The following is a 14934-nucleotide window of genomic DNA, read 5'->3' on the forward strand; positions in this document are numbered from 1 at the left end:
GGCCATCCAGGCAGTTCATCCAAGCGGATGGGGTTGCTGTCTCGTCACCTCCTTTCGTACTGATGGTCATAGCCGTTCGAGGATCATGGCGATGCCCTGGCCGCCGCCCACACAGGCGGTGGCGCAGCCATAGCGGCCGCCGCGGGAGGCGAGCACCCGTGCGAGAGTGCCGGCCAGGCGTATGCCGGTGGCGCCCAGCGGGTGGCCCAGCGCCAGGGCGCCACCCCAGACGTTGACTCGGGCGGGATCGAGTTTGAGCTTGCACATGGCGTGCAGCGGTACTGCGGCAAAGGCTTCGTTGATTTCCCAGGCGTCGATCTGCGAGGCGACCAGGCCGGCACGCGCCAGCGCCTGTTCGGCTGCCGCCGCGGCTCCTGCTCCCATGCGTTCGGGAGCCACGCCCACGTCGGCGAAGGCGACGATGCGAGCGAGGGGGCTGACGCCGTGGCGTTCGAGGGCGCCGGGCGACATCAGCAGCGTGGCCGCGGCGCCGGAGGTCAGCGGCGAGCTGTTGCCGGCGGTGACCCGGCCGTCGTCGAGGAAGACCGGAGCAAGCGCGGAAAGCCTCTCGAGGCTGGTGTCGGGACGAATGTTCGCGTCCCGTTCGACCACTGTCCCGGCAGGGTTGGTCAGCGCCAGGCGCTCGCCGCCGAAGCGCCCCTCGGCGTCGGCCCGGGCGGCGCGGCGGTGCGACGCCAGAGCGAACTCATCCATTTCGTCGCGCCCGATGCCGGCCGCCTGGGCCAGGCGCTCGGCGGTGAGGCCCATGTTCAGCGCCACCTCGAGCTCCAGCCAGGGAGCCGCCTGCAAGGCAGCGGGTGTGGTCAGTGCCCCTTCCTTGAACAGGGCGGGGCCCATGGGCACCCGGGTCATGTTCTCGTAGCCGCCTGCTATGGCCACTTCCACCGCGCCGGCCTGGATCTCGCGGGTGGCGCTGCGCAGGGCGGCCAGCCCGGAGCCGCACTGTTGGTCGATCTGACGGCTGGCGCAGTCGCGGCCATGCGGTCCGAGCCGCTGCGACAGCCACAGCGGGTAGCGACCGCCGAAGCTCCACTGCTCCTTGACCGGTAGCGCGCAGCCGACGCTGAGATCCTCCACCGCCAGCGGATCGAGACCGCGGCGCTCGAGCAGAGTGTCGATCACCTGGGCGAGCAGGGCGTCGCCACGGGTTTCTGCCCAGTCGTCCACTTCCGGCTTGCGCGGGTGGGCGCGGCTGAAGGCGCTGCGGCCATAGTCGACGAGGTACACCGCCTTCATGAGCGTTCTCCCCTGGTTCTGGCTTTCATCGTCCGGGCTTTCGTCGTCTGTTCCATCTCCGCCCAGCGATGGATGAACAGTGCGTAGGTGGTCAGCACGTGGCGAATCGAGTCGATCTCCACACATTCGTCGACACCGTGGATACGCTGGGCCACCGGCCCGTAGCAGGTGCCATTGATCGCGCCGCTGACGTGGAAGGCGCGCAGGTCGGTGGTGCAGGTTGAGAGGTAGGTGGCCGGCGGCTCGCCGAGCAGGTCCTGATGGCAGCGCGAGAGCAGGGTGATGCCAGGTGCCTCGAGGTCGACCAGATGACCCTCGGAACGAAAGCCGTGGAACTCCACCCGGGGCATGGGGCTGTCATCGGCAAGTTCGGCGTGGCGCGTCGCCACACAGCGGCGCACACGTTCCATCGCCTCATCGGGCGTCATGCCCGGCGGGAAGCCCACGCGGCCTTCGAGGATGGCGTGGGCGGGTACGCTGGAGGCCCAGTTGCCGCCCTCGATCCTGCCGATGCTGAGGTTGAAGGGGCTGTCGAGGGTGTCGTAGGGAGCCTGGCGCGGCAGGCCGTTGATCTCGGCCTCCAGCGCCTTGAACGCGGGCAGATACTCGACCAGGGTCTCGATGGCGTTGCGTCCGGCCCGGGTGTCGAGCACGTGGGCCGGCACGCCGTCGAGGCGCATGCGAAACCACAGCACGCCGACCTGGCCGGCGTAGATCCGGGCACCGAAGGGTTCGGGAATCAGCACGAAGTCGCCGCTGAAACCCTGGTGCAGGCAGGCCAGGGCGCCGTTGCCGGTGCACTCCTCCTCGATCACCGTTTGCAGGGTCAGCGGGAAGTCGATGGCCACGCCGGCCTGACGCACCGCCTGCACGGCCATCACCATGGCGGCAATGCCGGCTTTCATGTCACCGGCGCCACGTCCGTAGAGCCAGCCGTCCTGCTGCCACGGCTCCCAGGGGGGGCGGGTCCACATGTCGGTTGGCTCGGCGGGTACCACGTCGAGGTGGCCGTTGAACACCAGATGCTGCCCGGGGGCATCGGCATTGAGCTGGGCCACCAGATTGTAGCGCCCCGCGCAGTCCCACTTGCTGGGCGCGTGATGTGCATGCTCGGCAAAGCCGGGGGCGTCCAGCGGTACCCGGGTGACCGGCAGATCGAGGCGTTCGAACCAGCCTTCCATGGTCTCGAGGGCGCCGTGCTCCTGGCCCAGCACGCTGTAGCCGCGCACCAGGTCGCAGGTCAGCGCTAGGGTATCGTCCATCAGCGCCTCGCAGCGTTCGACGATGCGCTGTTCGATGGCTGTCAGCATCAGAACCTTCCCAGTCGACGCTCGTCGACGTTCAGTTCGGCTTCGGTGGCTTCGCGCAGCTCGCTCACGCTCAGCCCTTCGGCAATGTCCACCACGGCGAGCCCCTGCGGCGTAACGTCCATCACCGCCTTGTCGGTGATGATGCGCGATACGCAGCGCTCGGCGGTGAGCGGCAGGCGGCAGCGCTCGAGTATCTTGGGGTTGCCGTGCTTGTCGTTGTGCGAGCACAGGATCACCAGGCGCTTGACCTTCTGCGCCAGCTCCATGGCACCGCCGATGCCGGGCGAGAACTTGCCGGGGATCTTCCAGTTGGCCAGGTTACCCAGTTCATCCACCTCGAAGGCGCCCATGAAGGTGACGTCCACGCGGCTGCGCCGGATCATGGCGAAGGACATGGCGCTGTCGAACACGCTGGCGCCGGGGCGAGTGGCGATGTAGGCGCCGCCGGAGTCGATCAGGTCCCAGTCCGGCGCTTCATCGGCGTGGCGCGGGCGACAGCCCAGCACGCCGTTCTCCGAATGCACCAGCACCTCCATCTCGTCGGGCAGGTAGTGGAACAGCTGGGTGGGCAGACCGATGCCGAGGTTGACGATCTGTCCCGGGATCACTTCGTGGGCGGCGCGGGCGAGAATGCGCTGCTGATCAGCCGACATGGGCGCGCCTCCCCTGTTCGCTGGTATCGCGGGCGACCTCTACCACCTGGCTGACAAAGGCGCAGGGGGTGTGGATCGCCTCGGGCAGCAGGCTGCCGGGCTCGTCGACCCGGTAGGCCTGGGCGATGACGGTATCAGCGGCCATGGCCATCAGCGGGTTGAAGTTGCTGGCGGTGGCCCGGTAGATCAGGTTGCCGTAGCGGTCGGCATGCTCGGCGTGGACCAGCGCGAAGTCGGCATAGAGGGCCTGTTCGATACCCCAGATGCGGCCGTCCATCTCGATCTCGCGGCGACCCGAAGCCACTTCGGTGCCCTGGCCGATATCGGTGAGAAATCCGTGATGGCCGGCGCCGGCGCTGCGGATCTTCTCGGCCAGCAGGCCCTGGGGGAACAGCTCTACCTCGAGCTCGCCGCGATTCATCGCCGCGATGGCGTCGCGATTGAGGCCGATGTGCGAGGTGATCAGCCGGCGCACCCGGCCGGCCGCGATCAGCTTGCCGACACCGATGCCCGGCTCGTTGGCGTCGTTCTTGATCAGGGTGAGGTCGTGCTGGCCCTGGGCCAGCAACTCGTCGATCAGGGCGAAGGGCGTGCCCGGCGAGCCGAAGCCGCCGACCATGATCGAGGCACCATGCGGGATGGCCGCGACGGCTTCCTCGATGAGGCGATGTTTGTGGTTGAGAAGCGTCATGAGTGAGCCTTGTCCATCTGGCGATCAGAGGGTCGTTGCGTTCATCGGCGTTGCGGCGGCCAACTCGCGGTCGAAGCGCTGCATGGCGCGCTCGAGTCGGGTAAGCAGCTCGGCGGTGTCAGCGGCGTCGATGGTCAATGGCGGAGTGATCAGGAAGTGATCGCCGGCCATCCCGTCGAGGGTGCGTCGCGGATAGATCAGCAGCCCCTCCTCCCGGGCCAGCGCGGTGATGCGGGCGAAGCGGTTCTGCTCGGCGGGGAAGGGTGCCTTGGTGGCGGCATCGGCGACCAGCTCCACGCCCCATAGCAGCCCCAGGCCGCGCACGTCGCCGATCCAGGGAAAGCGAGCCTTGAGCGCCTCGAGACCTGCCGCCAGCTGGCGACCTCGGGCCACCACGTTGTCCAGCACCTTGTCACGCTCGATGGCCTCGACCACGGCGAGGCCGGTGGCGCAGGCCAGGGGGTTGCCGGCATAGGTGTGGCCGTGCTGGAAGCCGCCTGAGGCCATCACCGTCTCGACGATATCGGCACGTGACAGCACCGCCCCTACCGGGTAGTAGCCGGCCCCCAGCCCCTTGGCGGTGGAGAGCAGGTCGGGCGTCACGCCGTAGTGCTGATAGGCGAACCAGGCACCGGTACGGCCGATGCCGGTGAGTACCTCGTCGAGGATCAGCAGGCAGCCGAATTCGTCGCATAGCGCGCGGATGTCGGTGAGATAGCTGCGGTCTAGCATGCGCGCTCCGGTGCTGGCGCCGCCCACCGGTTCCAGCACGAAGGCGGCGATGGTGTCGGGGCCGGCGGCTTCGATGGCGGCGCGGGTATTGGCCAGTACGCGGGCGACATGACGGTTGTCGTCGGCATCGTCGTGGCGGTAGAAGTCAGGGCCAGCCACCTTGAGCGAGCCGATGGCGATGTCGCGGAACGGGGCTTCGAGCGGCTGATAGCCGGTGACTCCAAGCGCCCCCAGAGTGCTGCCGTGGTAGGAGGGGCGCAGCGAGACGAAACGTCGGCACTGCGGCTCGCCCCTGACGACGAAGTACTGACGCGCCAGCTTGAGCGCAGACTCCACCGCCTCCGAGCCGCTGGAGACGAAGAACACCTTCTCCAGTTGATGTTGGGTGATGCCCACCAGGGTCTTGGCCAGGGCCACCGCGGGGGCGTTCTCGAACTGGGTGCGATAGGTAAAGGCCACACGGTCGAGCTGGGCGAGCATGGCCTCGCGAATGTCATCGCGGCCATGGCCGAGATTGCAGGAGATCGCACCGGAGCAGCCGTCCAGGTATTGCCTTCCGTTTTCATCCCACAGGTAGACGCCCTGGGCATGGCTGACTTCGGGCAGGGCCGGGCCGGCCTGATAGAAAAGGGGAGATGGGTCCATTGGCTCGCTCATTATCGTTATGTGTCGGTGAACGGTTATTCAGCAGTCTATGTAGCGAACACCAAGTATTTCAATATATGATATTTTTATTGAATACGATGAGTTTAAGTCATGGCTGACGTCACCATTCATTCGCTCAAGGCGCTGGCGATATTCAAGACGCTGTTCGAGGCGGGTACCGCCTCCCAGGCGGCCCGCACCCTGGGTATCACGCAGTCGGGGGTGAGCCGATCGCTGGCGCAGCTCGAGGAGAACCTGGGCATACAGCTGTTCCTGCGCGAGAAGAACCGCCTACTGGCCACGCCCGAGGCGCGCGAGCTCTACGACGAGATCCTGCGGCTGATGGGCAATATCGAGGAGCTGCGTCACAGCGTGCTGGCGCTCAAGGAGTTCGGCACCTCGCGGCTGCGCATCGCGGTGATTCCGGGATTGTCATTCGGCTTCGTGCCCAAGCTGGTGGCGTCGCTGCTGGAGGAGAACCGACAGTTCAGTATCAGCCTCGACATGATGTCGAGTCATGAAGTGCAGCTTGCGGTGGAGTCGAGCCATGCCGACATCGGTTTCGTCACGTTGCCTGTCACCTCGCGGGTGCTGCGGGTGGAGCCCTGGTTCACCACCGAGGCAGTGTGCCTGCTGCCCCACGGGCACCCGCTGGCTGAGCAGGTGTGCGTCGACGTGCAGGACCTGCGGGGCCAGCACCTGGTGATCAGCAACCAGCCAAGCATTAGCACCAACCCTCTGCTGGAACTCACCTCCCGCCATCGCGTGCAGATCGCCGGCAAGACCGAGGCCAACATCGGCACCATTACCGCCCTGGTGGCTAATCACGTCGGCATCACGGTGATGAACCCGATTACCGCCAGGGACCAGCTGGTTCCCCACGACGGTCTGGTGATGCGGCCCTTCTCGCCGGCCATGACCTTCAGCTTCGGGCTGGTCTATCGCGACAACTGGAAACAGGCGCGGGCGCTGGACTTTCTACGGCAGCGGGGCCGGGCGCTGCTGGAGGGCTACGATGCCGAGTACCAAGGGCGTTGAGGGGAGCGGTCTGGTACCTCGGCCCCGGGCATGGCAAGGTCAGGCGAACCATTCTGAAGAGGTGTCGTCATGCTGACCTTCCATAGCGAGTCGACCAAGCTGCGTCGCGCCAAGACCGAGCTCAACGAGGGGCTGCTCATGGCGCCCTTCGAGTGTCCGGAGCGCGTCGACCTGGTGCTCGAGCGGATTCGAGCTAGCGGGCTTGGCCCGGTGCAGGCCCCGACCCGCTTCGGTCTCGAGCCGGTGCTGGCCGTGCACGACCGCGACTACGTCGAGTTCCTGGCCGGCTGCTGGGAGGAGTGGAAGGCGATCGGCATGGCCGGCGAGGCGATCCCCAACATCTGGCCGTCTCGTTCGATGCCCGGCACGCGGATACCCGAGCATATCGAAGGGCGGCTCGGCTATTACGCCCAGACCGGGGAGACCTCGATCTGCGCCAATACCTTCGAGGCTGCTGAGGTCAGCAAGGACATCGCCCTGTCGGCGCTGGGTCACACGCTCGAGAGCGGCGAGCCGAGCTTCGGTCTGTGCCGTCCCCCGGGCCACCATGCGTCGTCGAATCAGTTCGGCGGCTACTGCTTCTTCAACAACGCGGCCATCGCCGCCGACCAGGCCCTGAAGCACGGGCATTCGCGGGTAGCGGTGCTGGACATCGATTTTCATCACGGCAACGGTACCCAGGAGATCTTCTACGCCCGCGACGACGTGATCGTCGTATCGCTGCACGGCGACCCGCTGCACTGTTTTCCCTATTACCTGGGCCATGCCGACGAGACCGGCAGTGGCCGGGGCGAGGGCTACAACGTCAATTATCCCATGCCGCCCGGCACCGATTACGCACGCTGGTCGGCGGCTCTCGACGAGGGGTTGGCGCGCATTCGGCAGGCCGGGGCCGAGCTGCTGGTCGTGTCGCTCGGGGTGGATACCTTCGAGCACGACCCGATCAGCAGCTTCAAGCTGAGAAGTGACGACTACCCGGATGTCGGGCGCCGCCTGGCCACGCTGGGCCTGCCCACCGTCTTCCTGCTCGAAGGCGGCTATGCGGTGGAGGAGATCGGCATCAACGTGGTGAATGTGTTGAGCGGCTTCGACGCTGCCCGAGCGGGCTCTGTCTGAAAACTGGTTGCGCTCGACCATACGGCGTTAAAAACCGGCTCAAAATACTCATTTACACCCCGTAAACTCCGTCTTTTCACCGATTTTTGCCTTGTCTGGCCTTCGCTCACCGACTTTTCAGACAAAGCCCCGAGCCGAATAGAGCCGCCTAGAGTCGCCGTTCTAACAGGCTGCCCAGCTCGGCATCGGTCAGCACCAGGGGGTTGGTCTTCATGCTGCCGCCCCGGGCGCCGGCGACCACGCGCTCGATGTCGTCCCGCTGCATGCCGTAGGCGCCGAGTCTCGGCATGTCGAGCCGTTGGGTCCATTCGCGCAGCGTTTCGACCAGCGCATCGCAGGCGTCGCTGTCGCTCAGCTCGCGTTCACCGCTGGACAGGCGGCCGGCCTCGGCATACTTGGCCAGGGCCGCTGCGTGCGGCTCACGCTGGCGCAGCGCCGCGACGTTGACCTCGGTGGCCTCGGCGACCAGGGTGCCGCACACCGTGCCGTGGGGAATCGGGAAGAAGGCCCCCAGCGGCGAGGCCAGCCCGTGTACCGAACCCAGGCCCGCCTGGGCCAGGGCGATACCCGACATCAGCGAAGCGTAGGCGATCTGGCCATAGCCTTGCTCGGCCTCGGGGTGGTTCGCCTGCCAGGCCGACCAGAAGCCGCGACAGAACGCCTGCATGCCGGACCAGGCCAGGGCGTCGGTGGCTGGGCTGGCATTGAGCGAGACGTAGGATTCGAGCAGCTGGGTGAAGGCATCCATGCCGTTGGCGGCAATCTGCGTCTTGGGGCAGCCCGCTAGCAGCTGCGGGTCGACCAGCGCTACGGCGGCGACCAGGCGCTCATCGCGGAACGATTTCTTGAACCCGTCGCTGCCCTGCACGCTGAGCACGGCGTTCTTGGTCGCCTCGCTGCCGGTACCGGCGGTGGTGGGCACGGCAATCAGCGGTACCGCCGGGCCGCGATAGGGCAGGTCGTGGCCGACGCCCTCGAGGTGATCCATCACCGAATTGCCGGGGCGCAGCAGACCGGCCACCGCCTTGGCCGCATCCAGCACGCTGCCGCCGCCGATGGCGACCACCACGTCGATGGCGTGTGCCCGATGTTCGGCGACGATGGCGTCCACCCGCTGCGGCGAAGGCTCCCCCTCGACGGTGACGTGATGCCAGCTGGCGCCCTGTGCCTCGAGTGCTGCGACCAGCGCCTGCCAGCGCGGCGTGGCGACGAAGGAGCGCCTGCCCGTGACCATCAGCACGCTCGTGCCGTAGTCGGCGATCAGTCCTGGCAGCAATTGGATGCTGCCGGAGCCAAAGCGGATATCCGGCAGACGGGCGATACGAAAGGCGTCGATACGTTCGGGAAAGGAAGCTGTCATGGCCGGCCCGCTATTCTAGTTGTTGGATTATCAGACACAGCTTAACGCCAGCGCTCGAGGAGCTGGTAATACCACATCCCCGCGGCCAGCAGCGGATTGCCCAGGGCGTCACCGAACGGCACCTTGAAGTGGCGGCAGGCGGCGAAGGTGTCGAACTCCTCCATATGACCGGCAATCGCCTTGGCCATGATCTCGCCGACGATGTGCGAGGTCGCCACGCCGTGGCCCGAGTAGCCCTGGGCGTAGTAGACGGTGTCGGAGAGCTTGCCGAGCATGGGGATACGATTGACCACGATGCCGGCCATGCCTTGCCAGGCGTAATCGATGGGCGTGCCCGCGAGCTGCGGAAAGGTGGCTTCCAGGCGCGGGCGCAGCTCGGCGGCGATGTCGGGGGAGTCCTTGCCCGAGTAGTTGGCACCGCCGCCGAACAGCAGCCGGCCGTCGGCGGTGAGGCGGTAGTAGTCGAGCACGAAGCGGCAGTCGTACACCGCCAGGTCTCGGGGGTTGATGGCCTCGGCCAGCCCGCCCAGCGGCGCGGTGGTGACGATACCCAGCGAAGCCGGAAACAGCCTGCCGCCCAGGCGGCGGCGCTCCAGACGGTGATAGGCATTGCCGGCCAGCAGTACGCGGTCGGCGCGCAGCGTGCCGTGCGCGGTGATCACGGCCGGCGTGGGGCCGTGGTCGATGCGCACCACCGGCGAATGTTCGAAGATCTGTGCACCCAGTCGCTGGGCCACGCGCGCCTCGCCCAGGCAAAGGTTGAGCGGGTGCAGGTGCAGGTTGTAACGGTTGAGCAGCCCGCCGTGGTAAAGCTCGGTGCGGATGACGTCGCGTACCTGATGCGCATCGAGCAGCTCGACGTGCTCGCCCATGCCGCGGGCCTGACAGGCCTCGAAGTCGGCCTTGAGCGCTGCCATGTGCGAGGGCTTCCAGGCCGCCTGCAGATGCCCGTGCTTCAGGTCGCAGGCAATGCCGTACTGCTCGACACGCTGGCGAATGATGCGTTGGCCGCGCCAGCGCAGGTTCCATACGAAGTCGTCGGCGGCCTCGCCCAGGGTGCGGCGCATCTGCTTGCGCATGGCCGCCTCGCCGGAGAGGCTGCCGGTCACCTGGCCGCCATTGCGCCCGCTGGCGCCCCAGCCGATCTTGTTGGCCTCGACGATGGCCACCCGATAGCCGCGCTCGGCCAGTTCCACCGCCGTGGCCACGCCGGTGAAGCCGCCGCCGACGATGGCCACGTCGACCGACACTTCGCCTTCCAGCCGAGGGTAGTCCGACTCCTGGTGAATGGTGGCGGTATAGTAGGAGGCGCAGCGCGGTTCGCTCATGATGACTCCAGAATGTCGAAAATACTCAACGCATGCTAACACAGCTGATCTATCGAACGAGCCCCCGAGACCTGGCTTCGGTCGGCGGGCCTGGTGCCGGGGCCGGGGCGTGCTTTGCGCCCCCGGCATCAGCCGGTAGAATGGGAGTTTTCGCGTTCGGCTCGTCACCGGACACCTTCGTCGGGGCGCAGCAGGCCCTGCTCCGATCGGCTGCCCGCCAGCCCTGTTGCAAGGAATCCGTACTGCAATGAGCTACCAGGTTCTGGCCCGCAAATGGCGACCGCGTACGTTCCATGAACTGGTCGGCCAGGAGCACGTTCAACGTGCGCTGGTCAACGCCCTCGATCAGGGGCGTTTGCATCATGCCTACCTGTTCACCGGGACACGCGGCGTCGGCAAGACCACGCTGGCAAGAATACTTGCCAAATGTCTCAACTGTACGGCCAAAGGGTATGGCGACGAAGGCATTACCTCCACGCCGTGCGGCCAGTGCGACAGCTGCCGAGCCATCGACGAGGGCCGCTTCGTCGATTTGATCGAGGTCGACGCCGCTTCGCGCACCAAGGTGGAAGACACCCGCGAGCTGCTCGACAACGTGCAGTACGCTCCCACCCAGGGCCGCTACAAGGTGTACCTCATCGACGAGGTGCACATGCTCTCTACCAGCAGTTTCAACGCGCTGCTCAAGACGCTGGAAGAGCCACCGCCCCACGTCAAGTTCCTGCTCGCCACCACCGATCCGCAGAAGCTGCCGGCCACGGTACTGTCGCGCTGTCTGCAGTTCACCCTCAAGAACATGCCACCGGAGCGTATCGTCACCCACCTAGCCAAGGTGCTCGAGGCCGAGGGCATCGGCTTCGAGGAGAGTGCGCTGTGGCTGCTGGGGCGGGCCGCCGACGGCTCCATGCGCGATGCCATGAGCCTGACCGACCAGGCCATCGCCTTCGGTCAGGGGCAGGTGCGTCATGCCGATGTGGCCGCCATGCTGGGAACGCTCGATCACCGTCACGTGCTGGCGCTGGTCGAAGCGCTGGCGGACGTCGACGCGCCGCGGCTGCTGGCCGAGATCGCCCAATTGGCGGAGCAGGGGCCGGATTTCGCCGCCGTGCTCGACGACCTGAGTGCGGTGCTGCACCGCCTGGCGGTAGCTCAGATGGTGCCCGCCGCCGTCGATAACGGCCACGGCGACCGCGAAACGGTGCTGGCGCTGGCCTCGCGCTTCACCGCCGAGGACGTGCAGCTCTACTACCAGATCGGCATTCAGGGGCGCGGCGACATGGCTCACGCCCCCGATCTGCGCACGGCGCTGGAGATGACGCTGTTGCGCATGCTGGCGTTCCGCCCCCAGGGCGTGCCGCAGCCGGCCAAGACCCCGCTGCCGTTGCGCGGTGCCGACAGCGGTGGCTCGTCCGCCGCCCCCGCTGGTAGTGCCGACGAGCCTGCCTCACCGGAGGGCGAGTCGACTGGTGCGACACCGCGGCATCCCGAACCTCAGTCGGCATCCGAGCCGGCCCCGGCGATGAGTTCACCGTCGCCTGCTGCGGAGGCCGTACGCCCACCGGAACCGCCCCCACCTTGGGAGGAGGAAGCACCGGAGCCGTCGCTTGATTCCGCCGCCCAGGCGATGGCCGAGCCCGAATCCGCCGCTGAAGCGGCTGTCGCGCCACGGCCGGAACCTGTACCAGAGCCTGTCCCTGAACCGGAGCCTGTACCCGAACCGGAGCGTGCTCACACGCTCGCGCCTGAACCAGCCTATGAGCCAAGCGCTGCCGCCGCCGTGACTGTGGCGGAGTACGCCAGCAGGGCAGTAGCACACACAGAAGCAGTGCAGACGGAAGCAGCGCAGACAGAAGAGAGCGACCTGGCGGTACTCGACGAACCCGAGCCGGTCGTTGCAGCCGCTCCCGTCGATACCGCCGAGCCGCGCCCTGTGGAAGAGCAGGCGGCAGACGGCGAACTGCTCAGTCATGATCGCTGGTTGCTAGGCTTCGACGCCCTGGGGCTCGGCGGGTTGACCCGCAACCTGGCGGCCCACTGTGTGGTCGAAGCCGATGACGGCAGGCGCTTGACGCTGCGCCTCGATCCGTCTCAGGAGGCCATGAACGCAGAGATCCACGTGCGTCGCGTGCAGGAGGCGTTAGCTGGCATCGGCATCGTACGCCAGCTCGCGATCGTGCCGGGGCCCTTGCCGACCGACATCGAGACGCCGCGCCAGCGTGCCGACCGGATTACCGCCGAGCGACACGCCGAGGCGGTGGCTGCCCTGCATCGTGACCCCCACGTCAGACAGCTGCAGGAAACCTTCGGTGCACGCCTGATCGAGTCCAGCGTCAAGCCGGCCGAAGCGGCACCCAGGGCCTGAAAAGACAAGTTTACTTTGCCAAGCGAGAGGAACGACCATGATGAAAGGTGGAATGGGCAACCTGATGAAGCAGGCCCAGGAGATGCAGCAGAAGATGCAGCGTGTCCAGGAAGAGATCGCCAAGGCCGAGGTGACCGGTGAAGCCGGTGCCGGCATGGTCAAGGTGACCATGAACGGTCGTCACGACGTGAGCAAGGTCGATATCGACCCCAGCGTCATGGAAGAGGACAAGGAACTGCTCGAGGACCTGCTGGCTGCGGCGGTCAACGATGCGGTGCGCAAGGTCGAGGCCAGCTCACGGGAGAAGATGGAAGAGGCCACGGCGGGACTGAATTTGCCACCCGGTTTCAAGATGCCTTTCTGATGAGCTTTTCCCCCCTCGTCGAGAGACTGATGGAGTCGCTGCGAGTGCTGCCGGGTGTGGGTCCCAAGACCGCGCAGCGCATGGCGATGCATCTACTCGAGCGTGACCGCGATGGCGGTCGGCGTCTGGCCGGCGTGCTCGAGCAGGCCATCGAGCAGGTCGGCTACTGTCGGCGCTGCCGCACCCTCACCGAAGAGGAGATCTGCGGCCTGTGTACCAGCAATCGACGCGACGATGCGCTGCTGTGCGTGGTAGAGTCGCCGGCCGACCAGCTCGCCATCGAGGAGGCGGGCGGTTACCGTGGCCGCTACTTCGTGCTTCACGGTCACCTTTCGCCACTGGATGGTATCGGCCCCGAGGACCTGGGTCTCGACCAGCTCGAAGCACGTATCGCCGAGGGCGGTATCAGCGAGGTGATTCTGGCCACCAACCCTACCGTGGAAGGCGAGGCCACGGCGCACTACATCGCTGCCCAGCTGTCGCCCCATGGGGTGACCCTGTCGCGCCTGGCCTATGGCGTGCCCATGGGCGGGGAGCTCGAGTACGTCGACGGCGGTACCCTCAGTCGTGCCTTCAACGGCCGCCTGCCGTTTCGCGGCGATTGAAGCCGCAACCATTTCCTGTTGCCGGATGACCGCATGACCCTGACCCCCGAGATACGCTGGATCGACACCCCCGAGGCGCTGGATGCCGCCTGCGCCGAGGTGGCTGGTGCCGAGGTGATCGCGCTGGATACCGAATTCTTTCGCGAGAAGACCTTTCACCCGGTGCCCGCTCTGATCCAGTTTTCCGCCGGTGGGCCGGCCTGGCTCGTCGACCCTGTCGTGGTGCACTGCACCGATGCCTTTCGCCGTCTGTTGGGCGAGGGACCGCTGAAGCTGCTGCATGCCAGCAGCGAGGACCTTGAGGTGCTGGCCCACTGGGCCCAGGTGTCGGTGGCGCCGCTGGTGGATACCCAGGTTGCCCAGGCGCTGCTGGGGGAGGATCCCGCCATGGGCTATCAGCGTTTGGTGCATCACTGGACCGGGGAGACGCTACCCAAGGACGAGACCCGCTCAGACTGGCTGCAGCGTCCGCTGAGTGAATCCCAGCGGCTCTATGCGGCGCTCGACGTGGTCTACCTGCTCAAGGTCTGGGAACGTCAGCACGAAGCGCTGGAACGACTGGAGCGTCGTGAGTGGCTGGAAGCCGACTGCCGTGAGCTGATGGCCCAGGCACTGCGCAGCGACGAGGCGGATGGGCAGTGGTATCGTCGCCATCGCCAGCTGTGGCGGCTCACGCCGCGTCAGGTCGAAGCCTACCGGCTGATGACCACCTGGCGCGAGGGCGAGGCCCGCCGACGCAACCTGCCGCGGGGCTGGTTGGTCAACGACCGGGTGCTGTACGCCATCGCCGAACGCATGCCGGAGAATCGTTATCAGCTCGCCGAAGTCGAAGAGATCAAGCCGAGCCTGATCAAGCGCGACGGCGACACCCTGCTGGCCATGGTGAAGCAGGCAAGACAGTGCGAGGCGGACATTCTGCCGGCGGCGCAGCCCTCGCCGCTAGGGGCAGACTACAAGCGACGCATGAAGGCGCTCAAGCGAGTGGTGAACGAGCAGGCCGAACGGCTGGGGCTGGCGCCTGAGGTACTGATGCGCCGGCGCGAGCTGGAAGCGCTGATTGCCGCCGATCTGGCGGCGGAACCGCTACCCTTGCCTCAGGGCTGGCGCGGCGACTGCCTCGCGACACCCCTGGAGCAAGCTTTGGATGAGGTGAAGGCCGAATGAACGACGACCGCCTGCAAGGCAACAAGCTGCTGTGCGAGATATTCAAGAGCCCGCGCAAGGATGAGATGTATCTGTACGTCGACAAGCGACAGGGGCTGGCCGAGGTGCCCGCGGTACTGCTCGAGCGCTTCGGTAAACCGGTATCGGTCATGACCATGATCCTGTCGCCGGAAAAACCGCTGGCCCGCGCCAAAGTAGAGGACGTGATGGCCGCGATCCGCGACAAGGGGTTCTATCTGCAGATGCCGCCGGCAAAGGAGGAGTATCTGCTGGATCTGTATCGTACCCCCACCGAGTCGCGTTACTGAC

General features: G+C 66.6%; 14 protein-coding genes. 7 read left to right on the forward strand and 7 right to left on the reverse strand.

From position 1 onward, the window contains the following. Positions 1-66: 66 nt before the first annotated feature. Genes HOP53_RS00985 through HOP53_RS01005 form a run of 5 tightly spaced genes read right to left on the reverse strand, consistent with a single transcriptional unit; the run spans position 67 to position 5288 of the window. The gene (locus HOP53_RS00985) at positions 67-1257 is read right to left on the reverse strand and encodes an acetyl-CoA C-acyltransferase (protein WP_234268206.1); all 1191 of its coding nucleotides are present in this window, start codon (positions 1255-1257) and stop codon (positions 67-69) included. After that, positions 1254-2567: an ArgE/DapE family deacylase gene (locus tag HOP53_RS00990; RefSeq protein ID WP_234268207.1), complete on the reverse strand. Its 1314-nt coding sequence runs from the start codon at positions 2565-2567 to the stop codon at positions 1254-1256. The genes HOP53_RS00985 and HOP53_RS00990 overlap by 4 nt, the downstream gene beginning before the upstream one ends. Then, on the reverse strand, positions 2567-3220 hold the full coding sequence (locus HOP53_RS00995; RefSeq protein WP_234268209.1) for a 3-oxoacid CoA-transferase subunit B: 654 nt from the start codon (positions 3218-3220) through the stop codon (positions 2567-2569). The genes HOP53_RS00990 and HOP53_RS00995 overlap by 1 nt, the downstream gene beginning before the upstream one ends. Continuing rightward, entirely contained in the window at positions 3210-3911 is a 702-nt protein-coding gene (locus HOP53_RS01000; protein ID WP_234268211.1) for a CoA transferase subunit A, read from the reverse strand. Before HOP53_RS01000 ends, HOP53_RS00995 begins: the two co-directional genes overlap by 11 nt. Before the next feature lie 24 nt (positions 3912-3935). After that, complete coding sequence (locus HOP53_RS01005; protein ID WP_234268213.1) at positions 3936-5288, reverse strand: aminotransferase family protein; 1353 nt, start codon at positions 5286-5288, stop codon at positions 3936-3938. 111 nt (positions 5289-5399) lie between these two features. Between HOP53_RS01005 and HOP53_RS01010 the strand changes: the two genes are divergently transcribed. Together HOP53_RS01010 and HOP53_RS01015 are read left to right on the forward strand one after the other, a co-directional pair. Next, entirely contained in the window at positions 5400-6326 is a 927-nt protein-coding gene (locus tag HOP53_RS01010; RefSeq protein WP_234268215.1) for a LysR family transcriptional regulator, read from the forward strand. A gap of 69 nt (positions 6327-6395) precedes the next feature. Next, complete coding sequence (locus HOP53_RS01015; protein WP_234268217.1) at positions 6396-7442, forward strand: histone deacetylase family protein; 1047 nt, start codon at positions 6396-6398, stop codon at positions 7440-7442. A gap of 148 nt (positions 7443-7590) precedes the next feature. On the opposite strand, the gene HOP53_RS01020 is transcribed toward HOP53_RS01015, so the two are convergent. Then, positions 7591-8802 (reverse strand): iron-containing alcohol dehydrogenase, encoded by a 1212-nt coding sequence (locus tag HOP53_RS01020; RefSeq protein WP_234268219.1) that lies wholly within the window; start codon positions 8800-8802, stop codon positions 7591-7593. 41 nt (positions 8803-8843) lie between these two features. Beyond that, positions 8844-10130: an NAD(P)/FAD-dependent oxidoreductase gene (locus tag HOP53_RS01025; protein WP_234268221.1), complete on the reverse strand. Its 1287-nt coding sequence runs from the start codon at positions 10128-10130 to the stop codon at positions 8844-8846. A 247-nt stretch (positions 10131-10377) separates the two neighbouring features. Here HOP53_RS01025 and dnaX point away from each other — a divergent pair, with 247 nt between their 5' ends. Genes dnaX through HOP53_RS01050 form a run of 5 tightly spaced genes read left to right on the forward strand, consistent with a single transcriptional unit; the run spans position 10378 to position 14933 of the window. Further along, a complete protein-coding gene (gene dnaX / locus HOP53_RS01030) occupies positions 10378-12492 on the forward strand; it encodes a DNA polymerase III subunit gamma/tau (protein ID WP_234268223.1) in 2115 nt (704 codons plus the stop codon). A gap of 37 nt (positions 12493-12529) precedes the next feature. Continuing rightward, positions 12530-12856: a YbaB/EbfC family nucleoid-associated protein gene (locus tag HOP53_RS01035; protein WP_234268229.1), complete on the forward strand. Its 327-nt coding sequence runs from the start codon at positions 12530-12532 to the stop codon at positions 12854-12856. After that, complete coding sequence (gene recR, locus HOP53_RS01040) at positions 12856-13461, forward strand: recombination mediator RecR (protein ID WP_234268232.1); 606 nt, start codon at positions 12856-12858, stop codon at positions 13459-13461. The genes HOP53_RS01035 and recR overlap by 1 nt, the downstream gene beginning before the upstream one ends. A gap of 33 nt (positions 13462-13494) precedes the next feature. After that, a complete protein-coding gene (rnd, locus tag HOP53_RS01045; RefSeq protein WP_234268234.1) occupies positions 13495-14625 on the forward strand; it encodes a ribonuclease D in 1131 nt (376 codons plus the stop codon). Beyond that, complete coding sequence (locus HOP53_RS01050; protein WP_234268238.1) at positions 14622-14933, forward strand: YcgL domain-containing protein; 312 nt, start codon at positions 14622-14624, stop codon at positions 14931-14933. Before rnd ends, HOP53_RS01050 begins: the two co-directional genes overlap by 4 nt. Position 14934: the final 1 nt, after the last annotated feature.

Source organism: Billgrantia ethanolica (assembly GCF_021404305.1).
Lineage (GTDB): Bacteria > Pseudomonadota > Gammaproteobacteria > Pseudomonadales > Halomonadaceae > Halomonas > Halomonas ethanolica.